We start from the raw sequence: 18,505 nt of genomic DNA on the forward strand, positions 1-18,505 counted from the left end.
TGCCTACCGCCGGAGCGAGAGCAGGTGCCACTGCCAGGCGTCGAGTGCGACGAACAGGCCCGGGTCGACCATCTCGTCGCCCTCCCGCTCGTAGGTGTTCCCGCTGATCAGTTCGGTCAGTTCGCACGACTGCCCGTGAAAGTCGGTCCAGGGCACCGGTACCCGCCCCTGGGCAGGCCGGTCCGAGTAGTTGATCACGACGAGATACCGTTCCTGGCCGTCGGTCCAGGACCAGGCGAGCAGACTGTGGTGGGTGTCGTTGTCCGGCCAGCCCGTGCAGGTCAGCAGCCGCCAGTCGCCTTCGCGGACGGGGGCCACGGCGCTCACCAGACGGCCGTAGAAGTCGCGCAGGGACTCGTCGGCCGGTTCCTGGGGCCGACGCGAGAGAAACACGGGCGGACGGACCCGGCGTCCCTCGAACTGGCCCTCGTGCCAGAGGGTCGCGCCGGGCAGGGTCGCGACGGCCACGGCTGCCGCGCGTTCCCGTCCGCCGGGCAGGATGGCGGCGGCCCGGGGTTCGTCGTGGTTCTCCAGGAAGCGGACGAGCCGGCGCTGGAAACCGAGGTCGGCGCCGAGGTGGCCGCGGACGGATCCGGCGTCCTCGTGGACCAGCCGGTCGTAGAGCCGTTTGTCGTAGCAGAGGTCGAAGCCCTGCTGCTGGAGGTCCCATTCGAGGTCCCAGTACGCCTCCGCGACGAAGAGGAGGCCGGGGTGGCGTGCGCGGACGCGTGGAACGACGTACGGCCAGAAGTCCTCGGCGGGTACCGGTCCCGCCCGGTCTCCCCAGGTCTTCGCGAACACGTCGTTCATCAGCAACATCGCCATGTCGCAGCGCACGCCGTCCGCCTGGTTGCCGATCGCGGCCAGCGTGTCCACCGCCGCCGCCCGCAGACCGTCACTGAAGGCATTCAGCTGGACAACGTCCGGCCACGGCGGGAAGAACGGGTCGCGGCCCCGCGCGTACACCTGCCCGCCGGCCTCCAGGAAGGCGCCGGGGTCGCGGGCCAGGTCGTCCGGCGTGCCCCGGACCAGGCAGTCCGGGCGCCCGGTGAGCCAAGGATGGTCCGGGGCCACGTGATTGGGAACGTAGTCCAGGATCAGGCGTACGCCCCTCGCGGCGAGTTCGGCCCGTGCCGCGGCCAGTCCCTCGGGGCCGCCGAGGCTCTCGTCGACGACGTAGTTCCGTACGCAGTACGGCGACCCGGCGATGTCCGCCGGTGTGAGGTCGGGCAGCGCGTCGCGGAAGGAGGCGACCAAGCCGTCGTCCCGCAGGGCGATCTCCAGTCCCGCCGGACTGCGCTCCCACACACCCATCAGCCATACGGTGTCCACACCCGGCCGTGCGACCTCGTCCCAGACCTCGCCGGGCACGTTACCCAGGACGACGCGACGTCCGTACCGGCCGCTCAACTCACCCAGCCAGACCAGGGTGTTGATCTCGTAGATGACGGTCATGACAGGGGCTCCTCCCGCAGGGCACCCCAGTCACCGGCGCCGACGAGATGGAACAAGGTGGCGGTGACCGCGGCCAGGCCGGTCCAGCCGGTCTGGTGGGAGGCGCCGAGGCCGGCGCCGGTGTCTCCGTGGAAGTACTCGTAGAAGAGGATCAGGTCCTTCCAGTTCGGGTCCTTGGCGAACTTGGCCTGGGTGCCGTGCACCGGCCGGTGTCCGTCGCCGTTGCTCAGGAAGGTGGCGGTGAGTCGGTGGGAGATCTCGCGCGCGACCTCGTAGAGGTTCATCCGTCGGCCGGAGCCGGTCGGGCATTCCACGGTGAACTCGTCGCCGTGGTAGGCGTGCAGGTTCAGCAGGGCGCGGATGAGGAGGACATTGACCGGGAACCACACAGGGCCGCGCCAGTTGGAGTTGCCCCCGAACATGCCCGAGTCCGACTCGGCGGGCAGATAGCCGACCCCGTAGGTCTCACCGTGCACGTCGAAGGTGTACGGGTGCTCGGCGTGATGGCGCGACAGCGAGCGGATGCCGTGCGGGCCGAGGAACTCGTCCTCGTCGAGCATGCGGGACAGGATGCGCCGCAGCCGGTCCTCGTCGAACAGGGCGAACAGGTGGCGCCCCGCCTCGCCCGTACCGAGGGCATGGTGGGAGGAGACAAGGGCTTCGACGGCCGGATGCCTGCGCACGAACTCCCGTGCTCCCTCGACCAGTTCAGGGAAACGCTGGTCCGTCCAGCCGCCGATCACGCTGGTCGCGGCGAGCGGGATCAGCCCGACCAGGGAACGGACCTTCAGCCGGGTCGCGCGGCCGTCGGGCAGGCGCAGGACGTCGTAGAAGAAGCCGTCCTCCTCGTCCCACAGACTCTGGTTGTCGTTGCCGATGCGGTTCGTCGCCACCGCGATCCAGGCGAAGTGCTCGAACAGGGTCTGCGCGTGCTCGACGTACACCCGGTTGTCGACGGCCAGTTCGATGGCGATCTCCAGAAGGTTCTGGCAGCACAGGGCCATCCAGGCGGTGCCGTCGGCCTGGTCGAGGTGGCCGCCGGTGGGCAGGGGAGCGCTGCGGTCGAAGACACCGATGTTGTCGAGACCGAGGAAGCCGCCCTGGAAGACGTTGTTGCCGTCGACGTCCTTGCGGTTGAGCCACCAGGTGAAGTTCTTCATCAGCTTCTGGAAGGCGTTCTCCAGGAAGACGCGGTCGCCGTGCCCGGTGCGGTGCTTCTCCAACTCGTAGACGAAGAGGACCGCCCAGGCGTGCACGGGCGGGTTGACGTCACCGAAGTTCCATTCGTACGCCGGGATCTGGCCGTTGGGATGCAGATACAGGCGGCGTAGCAGCAGCTCCAGCTGGGACTTGGCGAACCCGATGTCGACCATGGACAGGGCGATGGTGTGGAAGGCGAGGTCCCAGGCGGCGAACCAGGGGTACTCCCAGGTGTCCGGCATCGACATGATCTCGTCGTTGATCATGTGGTACCAGGCGCTGTTGCGGACCCGGGGATCGGCGGCGAGCGGGTCGAGGCCGTGCTCGGCGAGCCAGCGCTCCACGTCGAGGTAGTAGTACTGCTTGCTCCACAGCATCCCGGCGAGCGCCTGCCGCACCAGACGCCGCTCGTCCTCGGCCATGCCGTCGGGGACGACGCCCTCGAAGAACACGTCGGCCTCGGTCCTTCGCGTGTCGAGCAGCTGGCCGAACTCGGCCCAGGGGTCCATGAGTTCGGTGTCGGTCAGGCGCAGCCGTACGGTGGCGCTGTCGCCGGCGGGCACGGTGAGGACGTGGTGTACGGCGGCCTTGGTGCCGGTCTGCTGAGGGTTGACGGCGCCGGTCTCGCCGTGGACGACATAACGGTCGATGCCGTCCTTGACGTACGGGACGGTGTTCGAACTGCCGAAGACGCGCTCGTTGTTGGTGTCGTTCTCGGTGAACAGGGTCTCCGTTCCGCCGGTGAAGTACAGCCGTCGCGTGCCGAGTTCCTCGTGGTCGGCGCGGAGCGGGCCGCCGGGTTCCTGACGGATGGTCGGTACGGCGGTGCCGCCCGCCCAGGACCAGGTGTGCCGGAACCACAGGGTCGGCAGCAGGTGGAGGGTGGCCTCGTCGGGGCCCCGGTTGTGCGCGGTGATCTCGATCAGCAGGTCCTCGGGGCCGGCCTTGGCGTACTCGACGAACACGTCGAAGTAGCGGTCCTCGTCGAAGACGCCCGTATCAAGGAGTTCGTATTCGGGGTCGTGCCGCTGCCGGGCCTGGTTGACGGCCACCAGATCGTCGTAAGGGAAGGCGCCCTGCGGGTACTTGTAGAGGTACTTCATGTACGAGTGGGTGGGCGTCGAGTCGAGGTGGAAGTAGTACTCCTTGACGTCCTCGCCGTGATTGCCCTCGGCGTTGGTCAGGCCGAACATCCGCTCCTTGAGGATCGGGTCGTTGCCGTTCCACAGCGCCAGCGCGAAGCACAGCCGCTGCTTGTCGTCGCTGACGCCCGCGATGCCGTCCTCGCCCCAGCGGTAGGCCCGTGAGCGGGCCTGGTCGTGGGTGAAGTACGACCAGGCGTCACCGCCGGGGCTGTAGTCCTCGCGGACCGTGCCCCATTGCCGTTCGCTCAGATACGGCCCCCAACGCCGCCACGCCGCTCGCCCCGCGTCGGCATCCGCCAGCCGCAGCCGCTCGGGATCCGCCCCGCCACTGTTCTCCGTCATCGCACGCCCTCCCCATGGAGCACCTTCACCCAGACTCCGGCGTCTCGGACTCGGCCGCAACGCCTGCGGCGGCGACGGGCGGTACGGGGATCCCGGCGGGGGAGGAAGGCGGCGGGCTCACGGTGTCTTCTGAGACGACTGCTCGGTGCCGTTCATCTTCGCCCGGTTCTGCGCGAGGAATACCTGCACCGCCTGTTCGACCTGCTTGGCGTCGACTCCGAGGGCTTGTCCGATGTGGGCCGACCACACCTCGGAGCGGACATTGGTCTCGAAGTCCAGATCGGCGCGGACTTTCTCGCGAAGAGCCTGGCGGTTCTGGCTCACCATCACGAAGGTGGACAGAAAGATCGCCTCAAGGCTGACGATCATGGTGAGCAGTCCGAAAGGGAACGGGTCCCAGATCGCGGACTCGCCGAACAGCCCCTCGTTGACGACAATCCAGACCGCGAACCACGCCGCATGGATATAGACGAATTGCATCGTTCCGGCGAAGGTGGTGATCGCGTCCGCGATCCGGTCCTGGGTCCCGCGCATCCGCGCGAGAACGGCCCGCTCATTCGGAAGACGTACGTCAAACCTACTGGGTTCGGGGGCCATGGCCACTCCTTGATCGGCTGCTCACGAGAGACGCACGACAGCCTAGGCGCGGGGCAGGTGGCCCCCTTGGGTCAAACGACTGTGTACAAAGCCGAAGGCGTACCCATGCGCCGTTCATTGAGTCGATTGGCCGAAGAGAGCCGGGCCGACGCGGCGACCGTGTGACTAGCCACTGCCGTTGGTGCCGAATGCTGTGGCCGGGAACATGGACCCGCGTTCCCCGATCAGTGATGGTCTTGATGTCGATGTGAATCGGACGTTCGCCCACGTGCGCCTGGAACCAGGTGCCATTGGGGTCTTGGTCATCGCAGATTGAAGGAATAGTAAAGGATGCTCTTTCTTGTCAACCCATCATGATTTCTCCGCCGAGCGGCTCGGTGGCGGGAAGCCGGTGAATTCACGGCCCGGAGCGGACCTGGCCGGGCGCGCGGCCGAGCTGGAACTGATGGACTCGCTGTTCGCGGGGCAGGGTCGGGACGGCGGCAGCCTGCTGCTGCGCGGCGCTCCGGGGGTGGGAAAGACGGCACTGCTGGATGCCGCCGCGGTACGGGCCGCGGACGCCGGAATGCGGGTACTGCGCGCCTCCGGCGTGGAGTTCGAGGCCGAGATGAAGTTCTCGGCGCTGCACCAGATGCTCTATCCGCTGCGCAGGCAGGCCAAGGAGCTCGCCGGTCACCATCGAGACGTCCTCGACCGGATCTTCGGTCTCGCCCCGGGACCGTCGCCGGACCCGCCGGCCGCCTCGACGGCGGTACTCGCCCTGCTCGGCGAGGTCGCCGTCGAGCGCCCGCTGTTGATGATCGTCGACGACATGCCGTGCGTCGACCGTGCCAGCGCGACCGTGCTGGGGTTCGTCGTCCGCAGGATCAGTGACGATCCGGTCGTCTTCCTTGCCGCCGCCCGAACGGGAACCGAGGGCCTCAGTCACCAACTCCAGCTGCCCGTACGGGAGATCGGGCCGCTTGCCGCACAGTCGGCGGCCGAGTTGCTGGACGTCCGATGGCCCGGGCTGGCGCCGACGGTACGGCGGCGGTTGCTGGCCGAGGCCGCGGGCAATCCGCTCGCGCTGCAGGAGTTGCCGGCGGCGCTGAGCAGTCGGCAGCGCTCGGGCCAGGACCCGCTGCCCGCGTTCCTGGCCCTTTCCGGGCGGCTGGAGACGGCCTTCGCCTCTGCCGTCGAAAGGCTGCCCGCGCCGACCCGAAGGGTGCTGCTCGTGGCCGCGCTGAACGCCGACGCCTGCCTGACCACGATACGGAAGGCCGCGCGGGACTCCGCGGGCGTCGACGACCTCGCCCCGGCGCAGCGGGCGGACCTCGTCCACGTCGATGCGGCAGACGGCCACATATCGTTTCGGTATCCGCTGGACCGCGCCGCGATCGTGCACCTGGCGTCCCCGAGTGAACGCCGGGGCGCGCACCGCTCCCTGGCCGCGGCTCTGGCCGATTCCCCTGAGCGTCGGGCGTGGCATCTGGCCGAGGCCGCGACCGGACCGGACGAGTCGGTGGCCCGGGCGCTGGACGAAGCGGCCCTGGCCATCTGGCGGCGCGGCGCACCCTCTGGCGCCGCGGCCCGGGCGTCGGACGAGACAGCCGTCTCCGACCGGCGGCGCGTCGCCGCGTCCGCCGCGGTGGCCTGGCTCATGCGCGCCGGTGAGCTCAGCCCGGATCCTGCCGACCGGTCCCGCCGGCTGGTCGAGGCCGCCTACCTCGCGACCATCACCGGTCAACTCGAAGACGTGCAACGGCTGTTGGCCGATGCCGGACAGTCACCCGACACGTCGACCGGGCTGGTGTTCGCCGCCACCGCCCACCTCCTCACCAACGACGAGGGCGATGTCGACGCCGCCTACCGGCTCCTGGCCCGGGCACTCGACGACAACACCGACACCGCCAAGGGCGACGACTGGGGCTGCTACGGCATCCTGTACGCGCTGCTCCTCGTCAGCCTCTATGCGCTGCGTCCCGAGCCGTGGCAGCTTCTCAAGACCGCAATGGCCAGGTTCGATCCGGCCGCGGTAACTCCGTTCAGACTGTGCTACGACGCATATGTCGACCCCACTCGCGCCCCCGAAGCCCTGCGGAAGGGCCTCACCGACGCCTTCGCGGCACTGCCCGCCGACGCGGCACCCTGGCAGCTCATCCCTCTGGCCTTCGCCGCCGTCGCCATGGACACTCTGTCCGACTACCGGTATCTGGTCGCCCGCATGATCGAACGGGAACGTGACGGCGGCGCGATCGCCATGGTCATCCCCGCGCTGATGCTGCTCTGCCACGACTCCTACGGCCACGGGCAGTGGGACGAGGCCGAGAGCCTGGCACAGGAGGGGCTGGACCTGGCAGAGGTCTACGGCTACCACTTCTGGGAGCGGCAGATCCGGGCTCTGCTGGCATCGGGCGCGGCTCTTCGCGGCGACGTGGACCTCGCCCGTACCCGCAGCGAGGAGACCACGAACTGGGCGGCGCCCCGCGGCATCGAGGTGACCGAGGCCTACGCCCGGTCGGCGCGCCACCTCGCGGCCATCGGCCAGGGCGACTACGAGGAGGCCCACGTCCAAATCGGCAGGGTCGATCCGTCCGGCGCACCGAGCCCCGGTATCCCGGGCCGGTGGGTGGTCCTCGACCTGGTCGAGGCGGCGGTCCGCACCGGCCGCACGGACGAGGCGCGCGCCCACGTCGCCGCCGCGCGAGAGGCGGGCATCCACCGCATCTCCCCCCGCATCGCGATGATCACCGCCGGAGCCGCGGCCGTGGCTGCCGAGGAGAACGAAGCCGGCCACCTGTTCGAGGCAGCCCTGTCCCTGCCCCAGGCGGCCCGCTGGCCGTGGGAACACGCCCGCATCCAACTCGCCTACGGGCAGTGGCTGCGCCGCGCCCGCGACTCGCGCGCCCGCCGGCACCTGAGCGCCGCCCTCGAAACCTTCGACCGGATCGGCGCGGAAGCCATGGCCCAGCGGGCCCGCAATGAGCTGCGCGCGACTGGCGTCGCCACCACCGCCGGGCCCGACGCAGCGACCGCCGTATTGACCGTGCAGGAAGGGCAGATCGCCGAGCTGGCGGCCACCGGCCTGACCAACAAGCAGATCGGCGAGCGGCTGTTCCTGTCCCACCGCACGGTCGGCTCCCATCTGCACCGGATGTATCCCAAGCTCGGTATCACCTCACGCGCCGCGCTCCGCGTCGCCCTGGAGGCGATGGCACCCGGCGGGGACGACCAGGTGTCGCTGGAGCCCCCGGCCGGCTAGTCCACCGGCCTCGGGTCGTCGTCGGCCGGCCCCGGCCCGGCGAGGCGGCGGTTCCGCGCCACGGTGCGGCCCGGTGCTCCGGCGGTACGGTGGAGGGAAGACCCCTGACCGGTGAGCCGGAGACGACATTGGCGGACGACGAGGTCAACGCCCTGGCGACCGCTTTGCTCGAACGCGTCGGGGAGCTGGCGAAGGAGATGGCGGCGCGGATCCGCGCCGGCTCGCGGGACTACCACTACGACGTGGTACCCGCGGAGGAGCTGGAAGAGGCTTGCCGGAGCCACCTCGGCAACGCACTCCGGGCGCTGACCGGACAGGTACCCCTGGACACCGAGGCCGCCTCCCGCATCGGCCGTCGACGCGCCCAGCAGAACGTGCCGCTTCCCGCCGTGATGACGGCCTACCGCATCGGCGTGAAGTACTTCTGGGAGGCGGTGGTCGACGAGGCCACCAGGAACTCCCTGGTGGGCAGCGACAGGCTGGTCGAGGCGGCCTCGGCGATGTGGGTGCTCCAGGACGGCATCACCGAGGCCATGGTCTCCGGATACCACGACGCAATGGCCCAGCGACTCCTCGCCGACGAGCACGAGCGTTCTGCGCTGGTGGAGGCGCTGCTGGAGGGCAGGAGCATGGACACCGACGCCGTGTGGTCCGCGGCGGAGGTTCTGGACATGCCGCGCAGAGGTCCGTTCACCGTGGTCGCCGCGGAGGTACCGCAGATCGGCCGGGAGGCCCTGCCGGAGATTGCGGCCCTCCTGAGCCGGCGCGGCATCCGGTCCGCCTGGCGGCTGCGCCCCGATCTCCAGCTGGGCATCGTGTACCTGCGCACCTCGCGGGACCGGGACGACCTCGCCGAGCTGTTGCGGCAGCACGCGGAGCAGCGCGTGGGCGTCAGTCCGTCCTATGACGACCTGCACCTCACGGGGGACGCCTTGCGCTTCGCGAAGGTCGCCATGCGCGGCGGCGACGCGGAGAGCGGTGCCGTGACCGTCTTCGACGACTCCCTGGTCGCGGTCGCGTCCGCCGGCGCACCCGATGTCATGGCCCGCGTCGCCGCCAACGTCCTCGGTCCGATCCAGGCCCTGCCGGTCGGCGATCGCGAACTGCTGCTGGACACACTCGACGCCTGGTTCGCCTGCGGTGGATCGGCCGACGAGGCCGCCAAGCGCCTGTACGTTCACCCCAACACCGTGCGCTCGCGCCTGCGCCGCATCGCGGAACGTACCGGCCGCTCCCTCACCGATCCCCGCGGTATCACCGAGCTCTCCCTCGCACTGCGCGCGGTGCGGCAGACCCCGAAGCCCTCGTCCTCGGAGCCGACCGGCACCACGGACACAGCAGGCAACTGAGCAGTCACCGGTCGTGCGGGGACCCGGACACCACGGCCGACACGGGAAGGCGCCGCACCCCGTGCATCAACAAGCCCGGAGACCACTCCAAGTCGGCCTCGTCCACGGCCAGGGTCAGACCCTCGACACGCTGTACGAACGTGGTGATCGCGACCTCGGCCTCCATCCTCGCCAGCGGAGCCCCCAGGCAGTAGTGGACGCCGTACCCGAAGGCGACATGGCCTGCCGATCGCCCCGGGCGGAACGAGTCCGGCTCTTCGAACCGGGCGGGGTCCCGGTTCGCCGCGGCGAGGGACACCAGCAGCATGTCGCCTCGGCGCACGGGAACATCACCCACCTGCATGTCCTCGGTGGCGAAGCGTTCGGTTGCCGTGAGCACAGGCCCGTCCAGGCGGAGAAACTCCTCCACCACAGTGGGCACGAGGCCGGGGTCGGCTCGCAGAGCCTTCAGGAGCTCCGGCTGACGAGCAAGACCGTGGAGCACGGCACCGATGAGATTGGCGGTCGTCTCGTACCCGGCGATCAGGAGGAGGAAGGCCATGCCGACCATCTCCGCGTCGGTGAGCCTGTCGTCGGCGGTGTCCGTGGCCAACCCGCTCAGCAGGTCCTGTCCGGGGTCGGCCCGCTTGCCCGCGATCAGCTCCGCCAGGTACCCGCTCATCCACACATAGGCCTCCTCCCGATCCCCACCGGCGACCGGGGACACGATCTGCTCCGAGGCCCAGCGGAACTTGTCCCAGTCGCCCAGCGGCACGCCGAGGAGTTCACAGATCACGGCGATGGGGACCCGGGAGGCGAAGCCGTCGACCAACTCCGGTGTCTCCTGGGCCAGTACGTCGTCGGCCAAGCGGCTCGCGATCTCCTTCGTACGGGGCCGAAGAGCATCGATCTTCTGCGGCGTGAAAGCGCGCGCAACCAGCTTGCGGAGCCGGGTGTGTTCGGGCGGGTCCACGGTCAGCATGTAGTCGACGCCGACCTCGTCACGGACACCGCTCATCAGCCAGCCGGGCTCCAGTCCCGCCCGTTCGCTCCGCTTGGACACGCGCGGATCGGTGAGCACCTGGCGCGCCGCCTCGTACCCCGTGATCAACCACTGCGGTGGCGCACCGTCCGGTTCGCAACGGTGCGCGGACCCGGAGTCCGTCAACTGCCGCAGCACCGCATGCGGATCGGCCCGGAAGGCGGCATCTTCGAGTACCGCCCGCAGTGGCCCGCCTTCACCGCGCAGGTCGCTTGTGGTCATGGAGGTCTCCCATCAGTGGCTCGGATCGGTCCATCGCAAGGACCACTACGTCGTCGTCCGGCCGACGTGGTGGTCCCGGTGTCACCCGTTGGGCGCGATGAAGACCTTCATGACCTCCGCGGAGCGAAGGGCGTCGATCGCTCGCAGTGCATCCTCGACCGGCGCGATCTCCGTGGTGAGGTCGTCGACGCGGATGTCGCCGCGGGCGAGCAGTTCGATGGCGCCGTCGAACTCGGAGCCGTAGACGAACGACCCGCGGATGGTGATCTCCTTGAGCAGAACGACGTCGGGGTCGAATCCGCCGCCGGGCCCCGCACCCACGTTGACCAGCACACCACCGGGCGTCAGCAGCCGGAGGGCCTCCGCTCGGGCCGCAGCGCTGCCGGAGCACTCGAAGACCACATCCACCGTGGACGCGTCGAGTTGGCCGCCGGCCTGGGCGGGACTCAGGGTCAGATCGGCGCCTGAGGCCGGGCCGAAGTGGCGGCGCTCCGGAGCCGGCTCCACCAGGATGACCTGGGCCGCACCCCGCTGAGCGGCGATACGACAGGCCAGCTGCCCGATCGGACCTCCGCCGAAGACCGCCACCACGGCGCCCTTGAGGTCACCGGCCAGTACCGCCGCACGCAGTGCCGTGGCCGTGGGTTCGACCCAGGCAGCCTCCAGTCGGCCCATCGACGCTGGCAGTGCCCGCAAGGTGCCCGGGAAAACGGCCATCCGCTGTGCGAGGGCTCCGTCCATCTGGAGCCCCAGCGCTGTCTCCATCGTCGCCTGGTGGCAGAAGTTGGGCCGGCCCGAGAGGCAGTACACGCATCGACCGCACACGTTGCCGTTGGGATTGACGGCGACGCGCTGTCCCACTTCCCATCCCTGGACCGCGTCGCCCACGCGGCTGATCCGTCCCGACGGTTCGTGTCCCATGACGAAACCGCCGCGGTAGACCTGCGCCATCCGTGGGGCGTGAAGGTCGGTGCCGCAGATTCCGCACAGGTCGACCTCCACGATCACCTGGTCGGAACGGAGTTCGGGCTCGGGCCTCGACTCGAGCACGATCTCCCGTTGCGCGTTGAGAACCACCGCTTGCATCACGGCCCTTGCCGCCTTTCCGCCGCTGCCGTGCGCGATCCCGGCCCCCCATTCGATGAGGGCCGGAACGCCCGTCCATGCGTGTGCCGGCGACACCCCCGAATCAGCCGCCGGCACACAACTGCCCCGCTGCTACGCGCCCTTGAACTGCGCGGTGACCGCGGCCACCCGCTTGCCCTGGTACACGGCGGCAGCCCGGGCGGTGTCGTCGACGGGGATCGCTCCCTGGCCGTTGACGTGGCTGGTGCCGTAGGGGTTGCCGTCGGCGAACTTCACCGGGTCGGTGTAGCCCGGGGTGACGATGATTCCGCCGAAGTGGTGCACGGAGTTGTAGAGAGCGAGCAGCGTGGACTCCTGCCCGCCGTGTGCGGTGGCCGTCGCCGTGAAGCCGCTGTAGATCTTGTCGGCCAGCTTGCCCTGCGCCCACAGCCCGCCGAGCGTGTCGATGAACTGCTTCAGCTGGCTGGCGATGTTGCCGAACCGGGTGGGGCTGCCGAATATCACGGCGTCGGCCCACTCGATGTCGGCCCCGGTCGCCACCGGGATGTCCTTCGTGGCCGCGGCATGCGCCGACCACGCGTCGTTGGCGGCGATCGCCTCCTCGGGCGCGAGTTCGGACACGCGCAGGAGTCGTACCTCCGCACCCTCCTTGCGGGCGCCCTCCGCCACGGACTCCGCCAGCTCGTGAACGGTGCCTGTCGACGAGTAGTAGATAACTGCGATCTTGGGAGACATCGGGAATTCCTCTCGCTCTTCTGTGATCTCGACGGCAGGGGCCGCCGTTTCGGGGTCGGGATGCGTGGTGGGGGTGGCGATGACGGCCAGGGAGAGCCGAAGCCGACGCGCCGCGAGTCCCTTCGAGGCGGTCAGCCCATGGCGGTAGCGGTCGACGGTCGTCGACGCCGAAATCCGCAGCGATCCGTTCTCGACGGAAAGGGAGTCCACCGTCAGGTCGACCGGCGCTCGGTCCCCGCGGACGGTGAGGAAACCCTGGACGATCCAGGCGCCGGCCTCACCGCGCGTCACCGTGGCCGACTCGAATCCGATCTCGGGGTAGCGGTCCGTGTGAAGGAAGGCGGGGGAGCGCACATGATCGTCACGGCGGGGCGTGCCTGTCCGGAAACTGCCCGCCTCGATGACGGCCTGTGCGGTCGAGCGGGTGACCGGCTCGGCGACCGTGACGGTCCCCGATTCCAGCTGGAAGGTGCCGGTCACCTTGCCCAGGCCGAACATGTGCCGCGTGGTGAAGGTGAGGGACGACCGTGCTGGATCGACCTCGTAGGTCCCCGCGGGGGGCAATTGAACGCTCATGCCCTTCTGGCCTCTCGCTTGGCGTCGCGCGGTACGGTCCGCAGCGGCGCTGTTGCTTGCTTGGGCAAGTATCTTCTCCCGTCTCGAAATGCTTTGTCAAGCAAGTAAGTATTGTGCTTGAGTGTTCTTAACGGGAGCTTCGGACGGGAGGGGGGAGTAGGTGCCGACGCAGCAGCCGCAGAACCTCGCGAGCCCAGTGGCCTCAGAACCCCTGAACAGTGCGGAGGAACGCCTTTGGCGCTCACTGCAGAAGCTGCTGGTGGCGCTGCCCCGTGCGCTCGACGAGGACCTCTTGCGCGCCACGGGCCTGTCGCTCACGCAGTACATCGTCCTGGCGCATCTCTCCGAGGCGGAGGGTAACCGTCTGCGCATGACCGACCTAGCCGCTGCCACAGCCTTGTCCGCGAGCCGTATCACCCGGCTCGTGGAGACCCTGCGAGTCCAGGGCCTGGTGGTCAAGCGACCTCACTCGACGGACGCCCGGGGGAGCATGGCCGTGCTCACGGAGGCCGGCCTGCTGCGACTCGCGGGCGCCTATCCGGCTCATCTGGCCAGTGCCCGCCGACGAGTAATGGACCAGCTCGATCCCACCCTGGTCCACCAGCTCGCCCAGGAGCTGCAGGCGGTGGCCGATCCGCTCCTCTCGCGGTGCCAGGCGAGCCCCGACCCCTGCGAGTCGAGTTCCGTGTACGGCGAAGTGGTCATTTGACCCAAGCCGGATCGGGCCTCCCGCGCAAAGCATGGTGGGTGCCCCGGCCGACAGTCGGTGGACGAGGACCGACCCCCTCGGCGCCTCGCTCCGGCTGACCTTCGTTCTGTGGAGGCACCCATGCTGCAGGGTTACACCTACCCGCCGTCACCGCGCGGAGAAGCGAACCTCGCCCTTGGTCCGCCGTGGCACTACGCCGGTGACAACGACCTGGCCATGGCCCGCGGGTGGGTGCGGGGCTTCCCGATACGACGTCGGTATGACCGGGCTGTTGGGGTTCACCTCCGGCTACCGGGCGATGGAGCAGTGCGACACGCTGCTGATGCTCGGCACGGACTTCCCGTACCGGCAGTTCCTGCCCGAGCACGCCACCACCGTGCAAGTGGATCTGCGCGGCGAGCAGATAGGACGGCGCACCCGGGTGGACCTGGCGTTGGTCGGCACCGTACGGGACACCGCCGAGGCTCTGCTCCCCAAGCTCGCGCCGAGGAGCGGGTCCCGGCACCTGGACAAGATGCGCGACCACTACGTCAGTGCCCGCGCCACCCTGGACCGGCTCGCCGTCGACGACCGGAACCGCACGCCGATCCATCCGCAGTACGTGGCCAAGGTCGTCGACGAACTCGCCTCGGACGACGTGGTGTTCATCCCGGACGTGGGCTCGCCGGTGATCTGGGCCGCGCGCTACCTGACCATGAACGGCCGGCGCAGGCTGATCGGCTCGTTCAACCACGGCAGCATGGCGAACGCGCTTCCGCAGGCGATCGGCGCTCAGGCCGCGTTCGCGGACCGGCAGGTCGTCGCGCTGTCCGGGGACGGCGGACTGGCCATGATGCTCGGCGACCTGATCACGCTGAAGCAACAGCGCCACCCGGTGAAGATCGTGGTCTTCAACAACGGGGCCCTCAGCTTCGTGGAGCTGGAGATGAAGGCCGAGGGCATGGTGAACTTCGGCACCGACCTCGACAACCCGAACTTCGCCGACGTCGCCACGGCGCTGGGCATCCACGGCCGCCGGGTGGAGCGCCCGCACGACCTGGCCGACGTCCTGCGCGATGCGTTCGCCCATCCCGGGCCGGCACTGGTGGAAGTGATGACCGCCCAGCAGGAGCTGACCATTCCGCCGACGATCAAGTTCGAGCAGGTCAAGGGATTCGCGCTCTACGCGGCCCGCACGGTGTTGTCGGGACGGGGCGACGAACTCCTCGAACTGGCCCACACCAACGTGGTGCGGCACCTCTCCTCCTAAGAAGCGGGGGAGTCGGGGACCTTCAGCCCGATCAGGCTCAGCACGGCCTGCTTGACGGCGTCCAGGTCGTACTCGCCCAGCGGGACCCCCGAGGCGCGCGAGTGCTTCGTGACGCCGACGAACGCACCGAACGCCATCGAGAGCAGGACCTGAGGGTCAGCAGGACGGACAGCGCCGATCGCCTGCGCCTCCCGCAGGATGCCCACCAACTCGGCGTTGAGGCGATCGGCGACCTCGAATGCCTGCGGGCGCAGATACGACCCGTGCACCTGGTGTTCGAGGAAAGAGAACGCCTGGGGATGGGCGATGGCGAAGTCGACCTGATGCCGCCAGACCAGTCCGATGGCCGTCACGGGATCGGCCCCGCGTACGTCATCGGTGATCACGGCGTCGGCGAAAGCCGCCTTCGCCTCGGTGAAGACCGCCTCGCCCAGCGCCTGCTTGTTGGGGAAGTAGCGGTAGATCGTGCCCACCGCGACCCCGGCCCGCGTGGCGATCTCCGGCACGTTGGTGCCGTCCCAGGTGCGCTCGTCGAACAGGTCCAGCGCAGCGTCCATCACCTTCCTGCGCAGGGGGGTCTCGTCGCTCGTCACAGAGGGAGGCATGGGCACGAGTGAAACTTCGTTCAGTGCCTCGATCCTGTCAAGCGGAGGGGGTAGGGTGCGGTGTGAATGAAAATTCATTCACCCACTCGCTCATGAAAATGGAGTGTGCCGATGAGGCGTTACGGGCACTGGATCGCAGGCGTGGAAGTCGAACCGGCATCGGACAGTTGGCTGCCGTCCAGGTCCCCCGGAGGCGACGGGGTCGTGCATGAGATCGCCCTCGGCGACACCACCGACGCGGATCGTGCCGTCGTGGCGGCGGCCGGGGCGGTCGACGGCTGGTGGAACCGTCAGCCGATCGAGCGCGGTCGCGTCCTGGCGGCCATTGCCGCGCGTCTGCGCGAGGAGGTCGCCGGCCTTGCGGAGCTGGAGTCGGCCGAGACGGGCAAGCCCGCCTGGCAGTCCCCGCTGGAGGTGGAGGGTGCGGCCAAGTACTTCGAGTTCTACGCCGGCCTGGTGAACCTGCCCGGCGGCGAAGTGGTGAACATAGGGCCGGGCTTCCATGCGTACACCCGGCGCGAGCCGCTCGGTGTCGTCGCTGTCGTCACCCCTTGGAACGCGCCCCTCAACCAGGCGGCGCGCGCCATCGCTCCGGCACTCGCGGCCGGCAACGCCGTGGTGGCCAAGCCTTCCGAGTTCACCTCGGCGACCACGCTCGAACTGGCCCGCATCGCCACCGAATGCGGCCTGCCCGACGGCGTCCTCAATGTCGTCACGGGCACGGGTGGCACCGTGGGCGATGCGATCGTCCGGCACCCGAAGGTCCGGAAGGTGGCGTTCACGGGCTCGGTCCGTGCCGGGCGCGAGATCGGCCGTATCGCCGCGGACCGCATCATCCCGCACACGCTGGAGTTGGGCGGCAAGTCCCCCAACATCGTCTTCGCGGACGCCGACCTCGCCGCGGCGGCCCAAGCAGCGGTCGAGGCGTTCCTGCCCAACGCGGGCCAGTCCTGCATGGCCGGCACCCGGCTGCTGGTCGACGCGAAGATCCATGACCAGTTCCTGGAAGCGGTGCGCACCGTTCTGACGCACGTGACCCCGGGGGAGACCTACGGGCCGCAGATCACCCGCGCCCAGTTCGACAAGGTCAACGAGTACTTCAAGGTCGCGGAGCAGGACGGCGCCACCCTCGTGACCGGTGGCGGGCCGACCGGGAACGGCTGGGTCGTCGAGCCGACGGTCTACACGGACGTGACCCCGGAGATGCGTATCGCCCGCGAGGAGATCTTCGGGCCGGTGCTCGCCGTCCTGCGCTTCACGGACGAGGACGAGGCGGTGGCCATCGCCAACGACTCCGACTACGGCTTGGTCGCCGCCGTCTGGACCAGCGACGTGACCCGAGCCCATCGCGTGGCCGCCCGGCTTGAGGCCGGCCAGGTCTACGTCAACGCCTATCCGCCCGGCATGATGGTCGAGGGTCCTTTCGGCGGCTACAAGAACAGCGGGTACGGCCGGGAGAAGGGGCTCGAGGCGCTGCACCACTACACGCAGACGAAGTTCGTCGCCGTGCGGCTCCAGGACGACCAGCAGGTGTGGTGACGCCGACGAGAGTCACGGCGCACATGGATTGATCCGCCTGAAATCTGCGCAAATCCGCATCAGTCAAACCCGGAGCACAGTCCGGCCTATCCAGAGAACGAGACCATGGCAAAGATCATTGTCACAGCGAGCCCGTTACCCGGCCATGTCCTGCCTCTCGCGGCGATCGCGGCCAACCTGACGGAACGAGGGCACGAGGTGCTCTTCTACACGGGCGCCCAGTTCGAAGAGCAGGTCCGCAGGACAGGGGCGCGCTTCGTCCCGTACCCCGCGGAGGTCGACCCCAGCAGCGGCGCCTTCAACGCCGTCTTCCTCGATCGCGAGAAGCTCGCCCCCGTCGAACGCATCGCCTTCGACATCAAGCACCTCGGCGCCGACCCCGCGCCGGTCCACGACAAGCACCTTCAGGATCTGCTCGCCGAGTTCCCCGCGACCGTGGTGATCAGCGAGCACACGTCCTTCGGAACGATGCCGACGGCCCTGCGTGCCCCTCGGGGCCGGCGCCCGCTGGTGGTGAGCATCGGCATCACGCCGCCCACCTTCGACAGCGTGGACATCGCACCCTTCGGGCCGGGGCTGCTCCCGCCCACCACCGACGAAGAACGCGCTCGCTACAACGAGATGCGCGTCCAGACGGGGGCGATGTTCGCCGATGCGCAACAGTATGTGGAGGGCGTCTTCACCTCGATGGGCGTCACGCTCCCCGGCCCGCTCTTCAACGCCATGGCCACAGTCCCGGATCACCTGCTCCAACTGACCGTCCCCGCCTTCGAGTACCCGCGAAGCGACGCGCCGCCGGGCTTCCGCTTCGTCGGCCACCTCCCGGCCGACCCGGGCAGCGACTTCGAACGCCCCGACTGGTGGGCGGACTTGTCCTCCGGCCGACCGGTCGTCGTCGTCACCCAGGGCACTTTGGAGAACACCGACCTGTCCCAACTCGTCGTCCCCGCGCTCCGCGCGCTGGCGGACGCGGACGTCACCGTCGTCGCCGCCACCGCACGCGCCGACGGCCCTGACGCGGTACGGAAGGAGATGGGCGGCCAGGTCCCCGACAACGTCCACCTCGCCGGATTCATCCCCTTCGAACAGCTGCTGCCGCTCGCCGACGTCCTGGTCACCAACGCCGGCTACGGCGGTGTCCAGACCGCCTTGAGCCACGGTGTCCCGCTCGTCGTCGGCGGTGAGACCGAGGACAAGCCCGAGGTCGCCGCCCGTGTCGAGTGGTCCGGTACCGGCGTCAATCTGCGCACCGCCCGCCCACAGGCGGCCGCCGTCCGCGTCGCCGTCGACGAGGTGCTCGACGACCCGCGGTACCGAAAGCGTGCGGGCGAGATCCAGGGCCAGTACGCCCAGTACAGCCCCTTCGACCTCATCGCGGAGATCGTCGAGCAGGCCTAGAAGACCGGCCCCCGACTGCTGGTCGACGCGGAGACC

The 18,505-nt window shown here is 69.3% G+C and carries 13 protein-coding genes and 1 pseudogene; 6 read left to right on the forward strand and 8 right to left on the reverse strand.

Going from position 1 to position 18,505, the window contains the following annotated elements:
* Positions 1 to 3 precede the first annotated feature (3 nt).
* The 3 genes from OG246_RS28470 to OG246_RS28480 form a co-directional block, all read right to left on the reverse strand.
* Positions 4 to 1,455, reverse strand: coding sequence for an alpha-amylase family glycosyl hydrolase (locus OG246_RS28470; protein ID WP_266469615.1), 1,452 nt, complete (start codon positions 1,453 to 1,455; stop codon positions 4 to 6).
* Positions 1,452 to 4,142 (reverse strand): glucosidase, encoded by a 2,691-nt coding sequence (locus OG246_RS28475; protein WP_266469617.1) that lies wholly within the window; start codon positions 4,140 to 4,142, stop codon positions 1,452 to 1,454. The genes OG246_RS28470 and OG246_RS28475 overlap by 4 nt, the downstream gene beginning before the upstream one ends.
* 117 nt (positions 4,143 to 4,259) lie before the next feature.
* A complete protein-coding gene (locus OG246_RS28480) occupies positions 4,260 to 4,739 on the reverse strand; it encodes a DUF1003 domain-containing protein (protein ID WP_266469619.1) in 480 nt (159 codons plus the stop codon).
* Positions 4,740 to 5,079: 340 nt separating this feature from the next.
* Here OG246_RS28480 and OG246_RS28485 point away from each other — a divergent pair, with 340 nt between their 5' ends.
* Entirely contained in the window at positions 5,080 to 7,980 is a 2,901-nt protein-coding gene (locus OG246_RS28485; RefSeq protein WP_266469621.1) for an AAA family ATPase, read from the forward strand.
* An 89-nt stretch (positions 7,981 to 8,069) separates the two neighbouring features.
* Positions 8,070 to 9,329, forward strand: coding sequence for a helix-turn-helix domain-containing protein (locus tag OG246_RS42825; protein WP_323178336.1), 1,260 nt, complete (start codon positions 8,070 to 8,072; stop codon positions 9,327 to 9,329).
* 4 nt (positions 9,330 to 9,333) lie between these two features.
* Here the strand turns inward: OG246_RS42825 and OG246_RS28500 are convergent, their stop codons facing one another.
* From OG246_RS28500 to OG246_RS28515, 4 genes and pseudogenes are all read right to left on the reverse strand, one after another.
* Positions 9,334 to 10,572 (reverse strand): cytochrome P450, encoded by a 1,239-nt coding sequence (locus OG246_RS28500; RefSeq protein ID WP_266469623.1) that lies wholly within the window; start codon positions 10,570 to 10,572, stop codon positions 9,334 to 9,336.
* A gap of 81 nt (positions 10,573 to 10,653) precedes the next feature.
* Positions 10,654 to 11,658 carry a zinc-binding dehydrogenase gene (locus OG246_RS28505; protein WP_266470976.1) on the reverse strand — a complete coding sequence of 335 codons (1,005 nt, stop codon included), beginning with the start codon at positions 11,656 to 11,658 and terminating at the stop codon, positions 10,654 to 10,656.
* Between the two features lie 132 nt (positions 11,659 to 11,790).
* A complete protein-coding gene (gene wrbA / locus OG246_RS28510; RefSeq protein WP_266470978.1) occupies positions 11,791 to 12,393 on the reverse strand; it encodes an NAD(P)H:quinone oxidoreductase in 603 nt (200 codons plus the stop codon).
* Between the two features lie 120 nt (positions 12,394 to 12,513).
* Positions 12,514 to 12,969: pseudogene (locus OG246_RS28515) on the reverse strand (YceI family protein); the annotation flags it as partial.
* A gap of 160 nt (positions 12,970 to 13,129) precedes the next feature.
* Here OG246_RS28515 and OG246_RS28520 point away from each other — a divergent pair.
* Together OG246_RS28520 and OG246_RS28525 are read left to right on the forward strand one after the other, a co-directional pair.
* Positions 13,130 to 13,678, forward strand: a complete 549-nt coding sequence (locus OG246_RS28520; protein ID WP_266469624.1) for a MarR family winged helix-turn-helix transcriptional regulator — start codon at positions 13,130 to 13,132, stop codon at positions 13,676 to 13,678.
* 31 nt (positions 13,679 to 13,709) lie between these two features.
* Positions 13,710 to 14,927 (forward strand): thiamine pyrophosphate-dependent enzyme, encoded by a 1,218-nt coding sequence (locus OG246_RS28525; protein WP_266469626.1) that lies wholly within the window; start codon positions 13,710 to 13,712, stop codon positions 14,925 to 14,927.
* Here the strand turns inward: OG246_RS28525 and OG246_RS28530 are convergent.
* Positions 14,924 to 15,532: a TetR/AcrR family transcriptional regulator gene (locus tag OG246_RS28530; RefSeq protein ID WP_266469628.1), complete on the reverse strand. Its 609-nt coding sequence runs from the start codon at positions 15,530 to 15,532 to the stop codon at positions 14,924 to 14,926. The genes OG246_RS28525 and OG246_RS28530 overlap by 4 nt on opposite strands.
* 111 nt (positions 15,533 to 15,643) lie before the next feature.
* Between OG246_RS28530 and OG246_RS28535 the strand changes: the two genes are divergently transcribed.
* Together OG246_RS28535 and OG246_RS28540 are read left to right on the forward strand one after the other, a co-directional pair.
* Positions 15,644 to 17,071: an aldehyde dehydrogenase gene (locus OG246_RS28535; protein WP_266469630.1), complete on the forward strand. Its 1,428-nt coding sequence runs from the start codon at positions 15,644 to 15,646 to the stop codon at positions 17,069 to 17,071.
* A 105-nt stretch (positions 17,072 to 17,176) separates the two neighbouring features.
* Positions 17,177 to 18,469, forward strand: coding sequence for a glycosyltransferase (locus OG246_RS28540; protein ID WP_266469631.1), 1,293 nt, complete (start codon positions 17,177 to 17,179; stop codon positions 18,467 to 18,469).
* Positions 18,470 to 18,505: the final 36 nt, after the last annotated feature.

It is taken from the genome of Streptomyces sp. NBC_00620 (assembly GCF_026341825.1).
Taxonomy (GTDB): Bacteria; Actinomycetota; Actinomycetes; order Streptomycetales; family Streptomycetaceae; genus Streptomyces.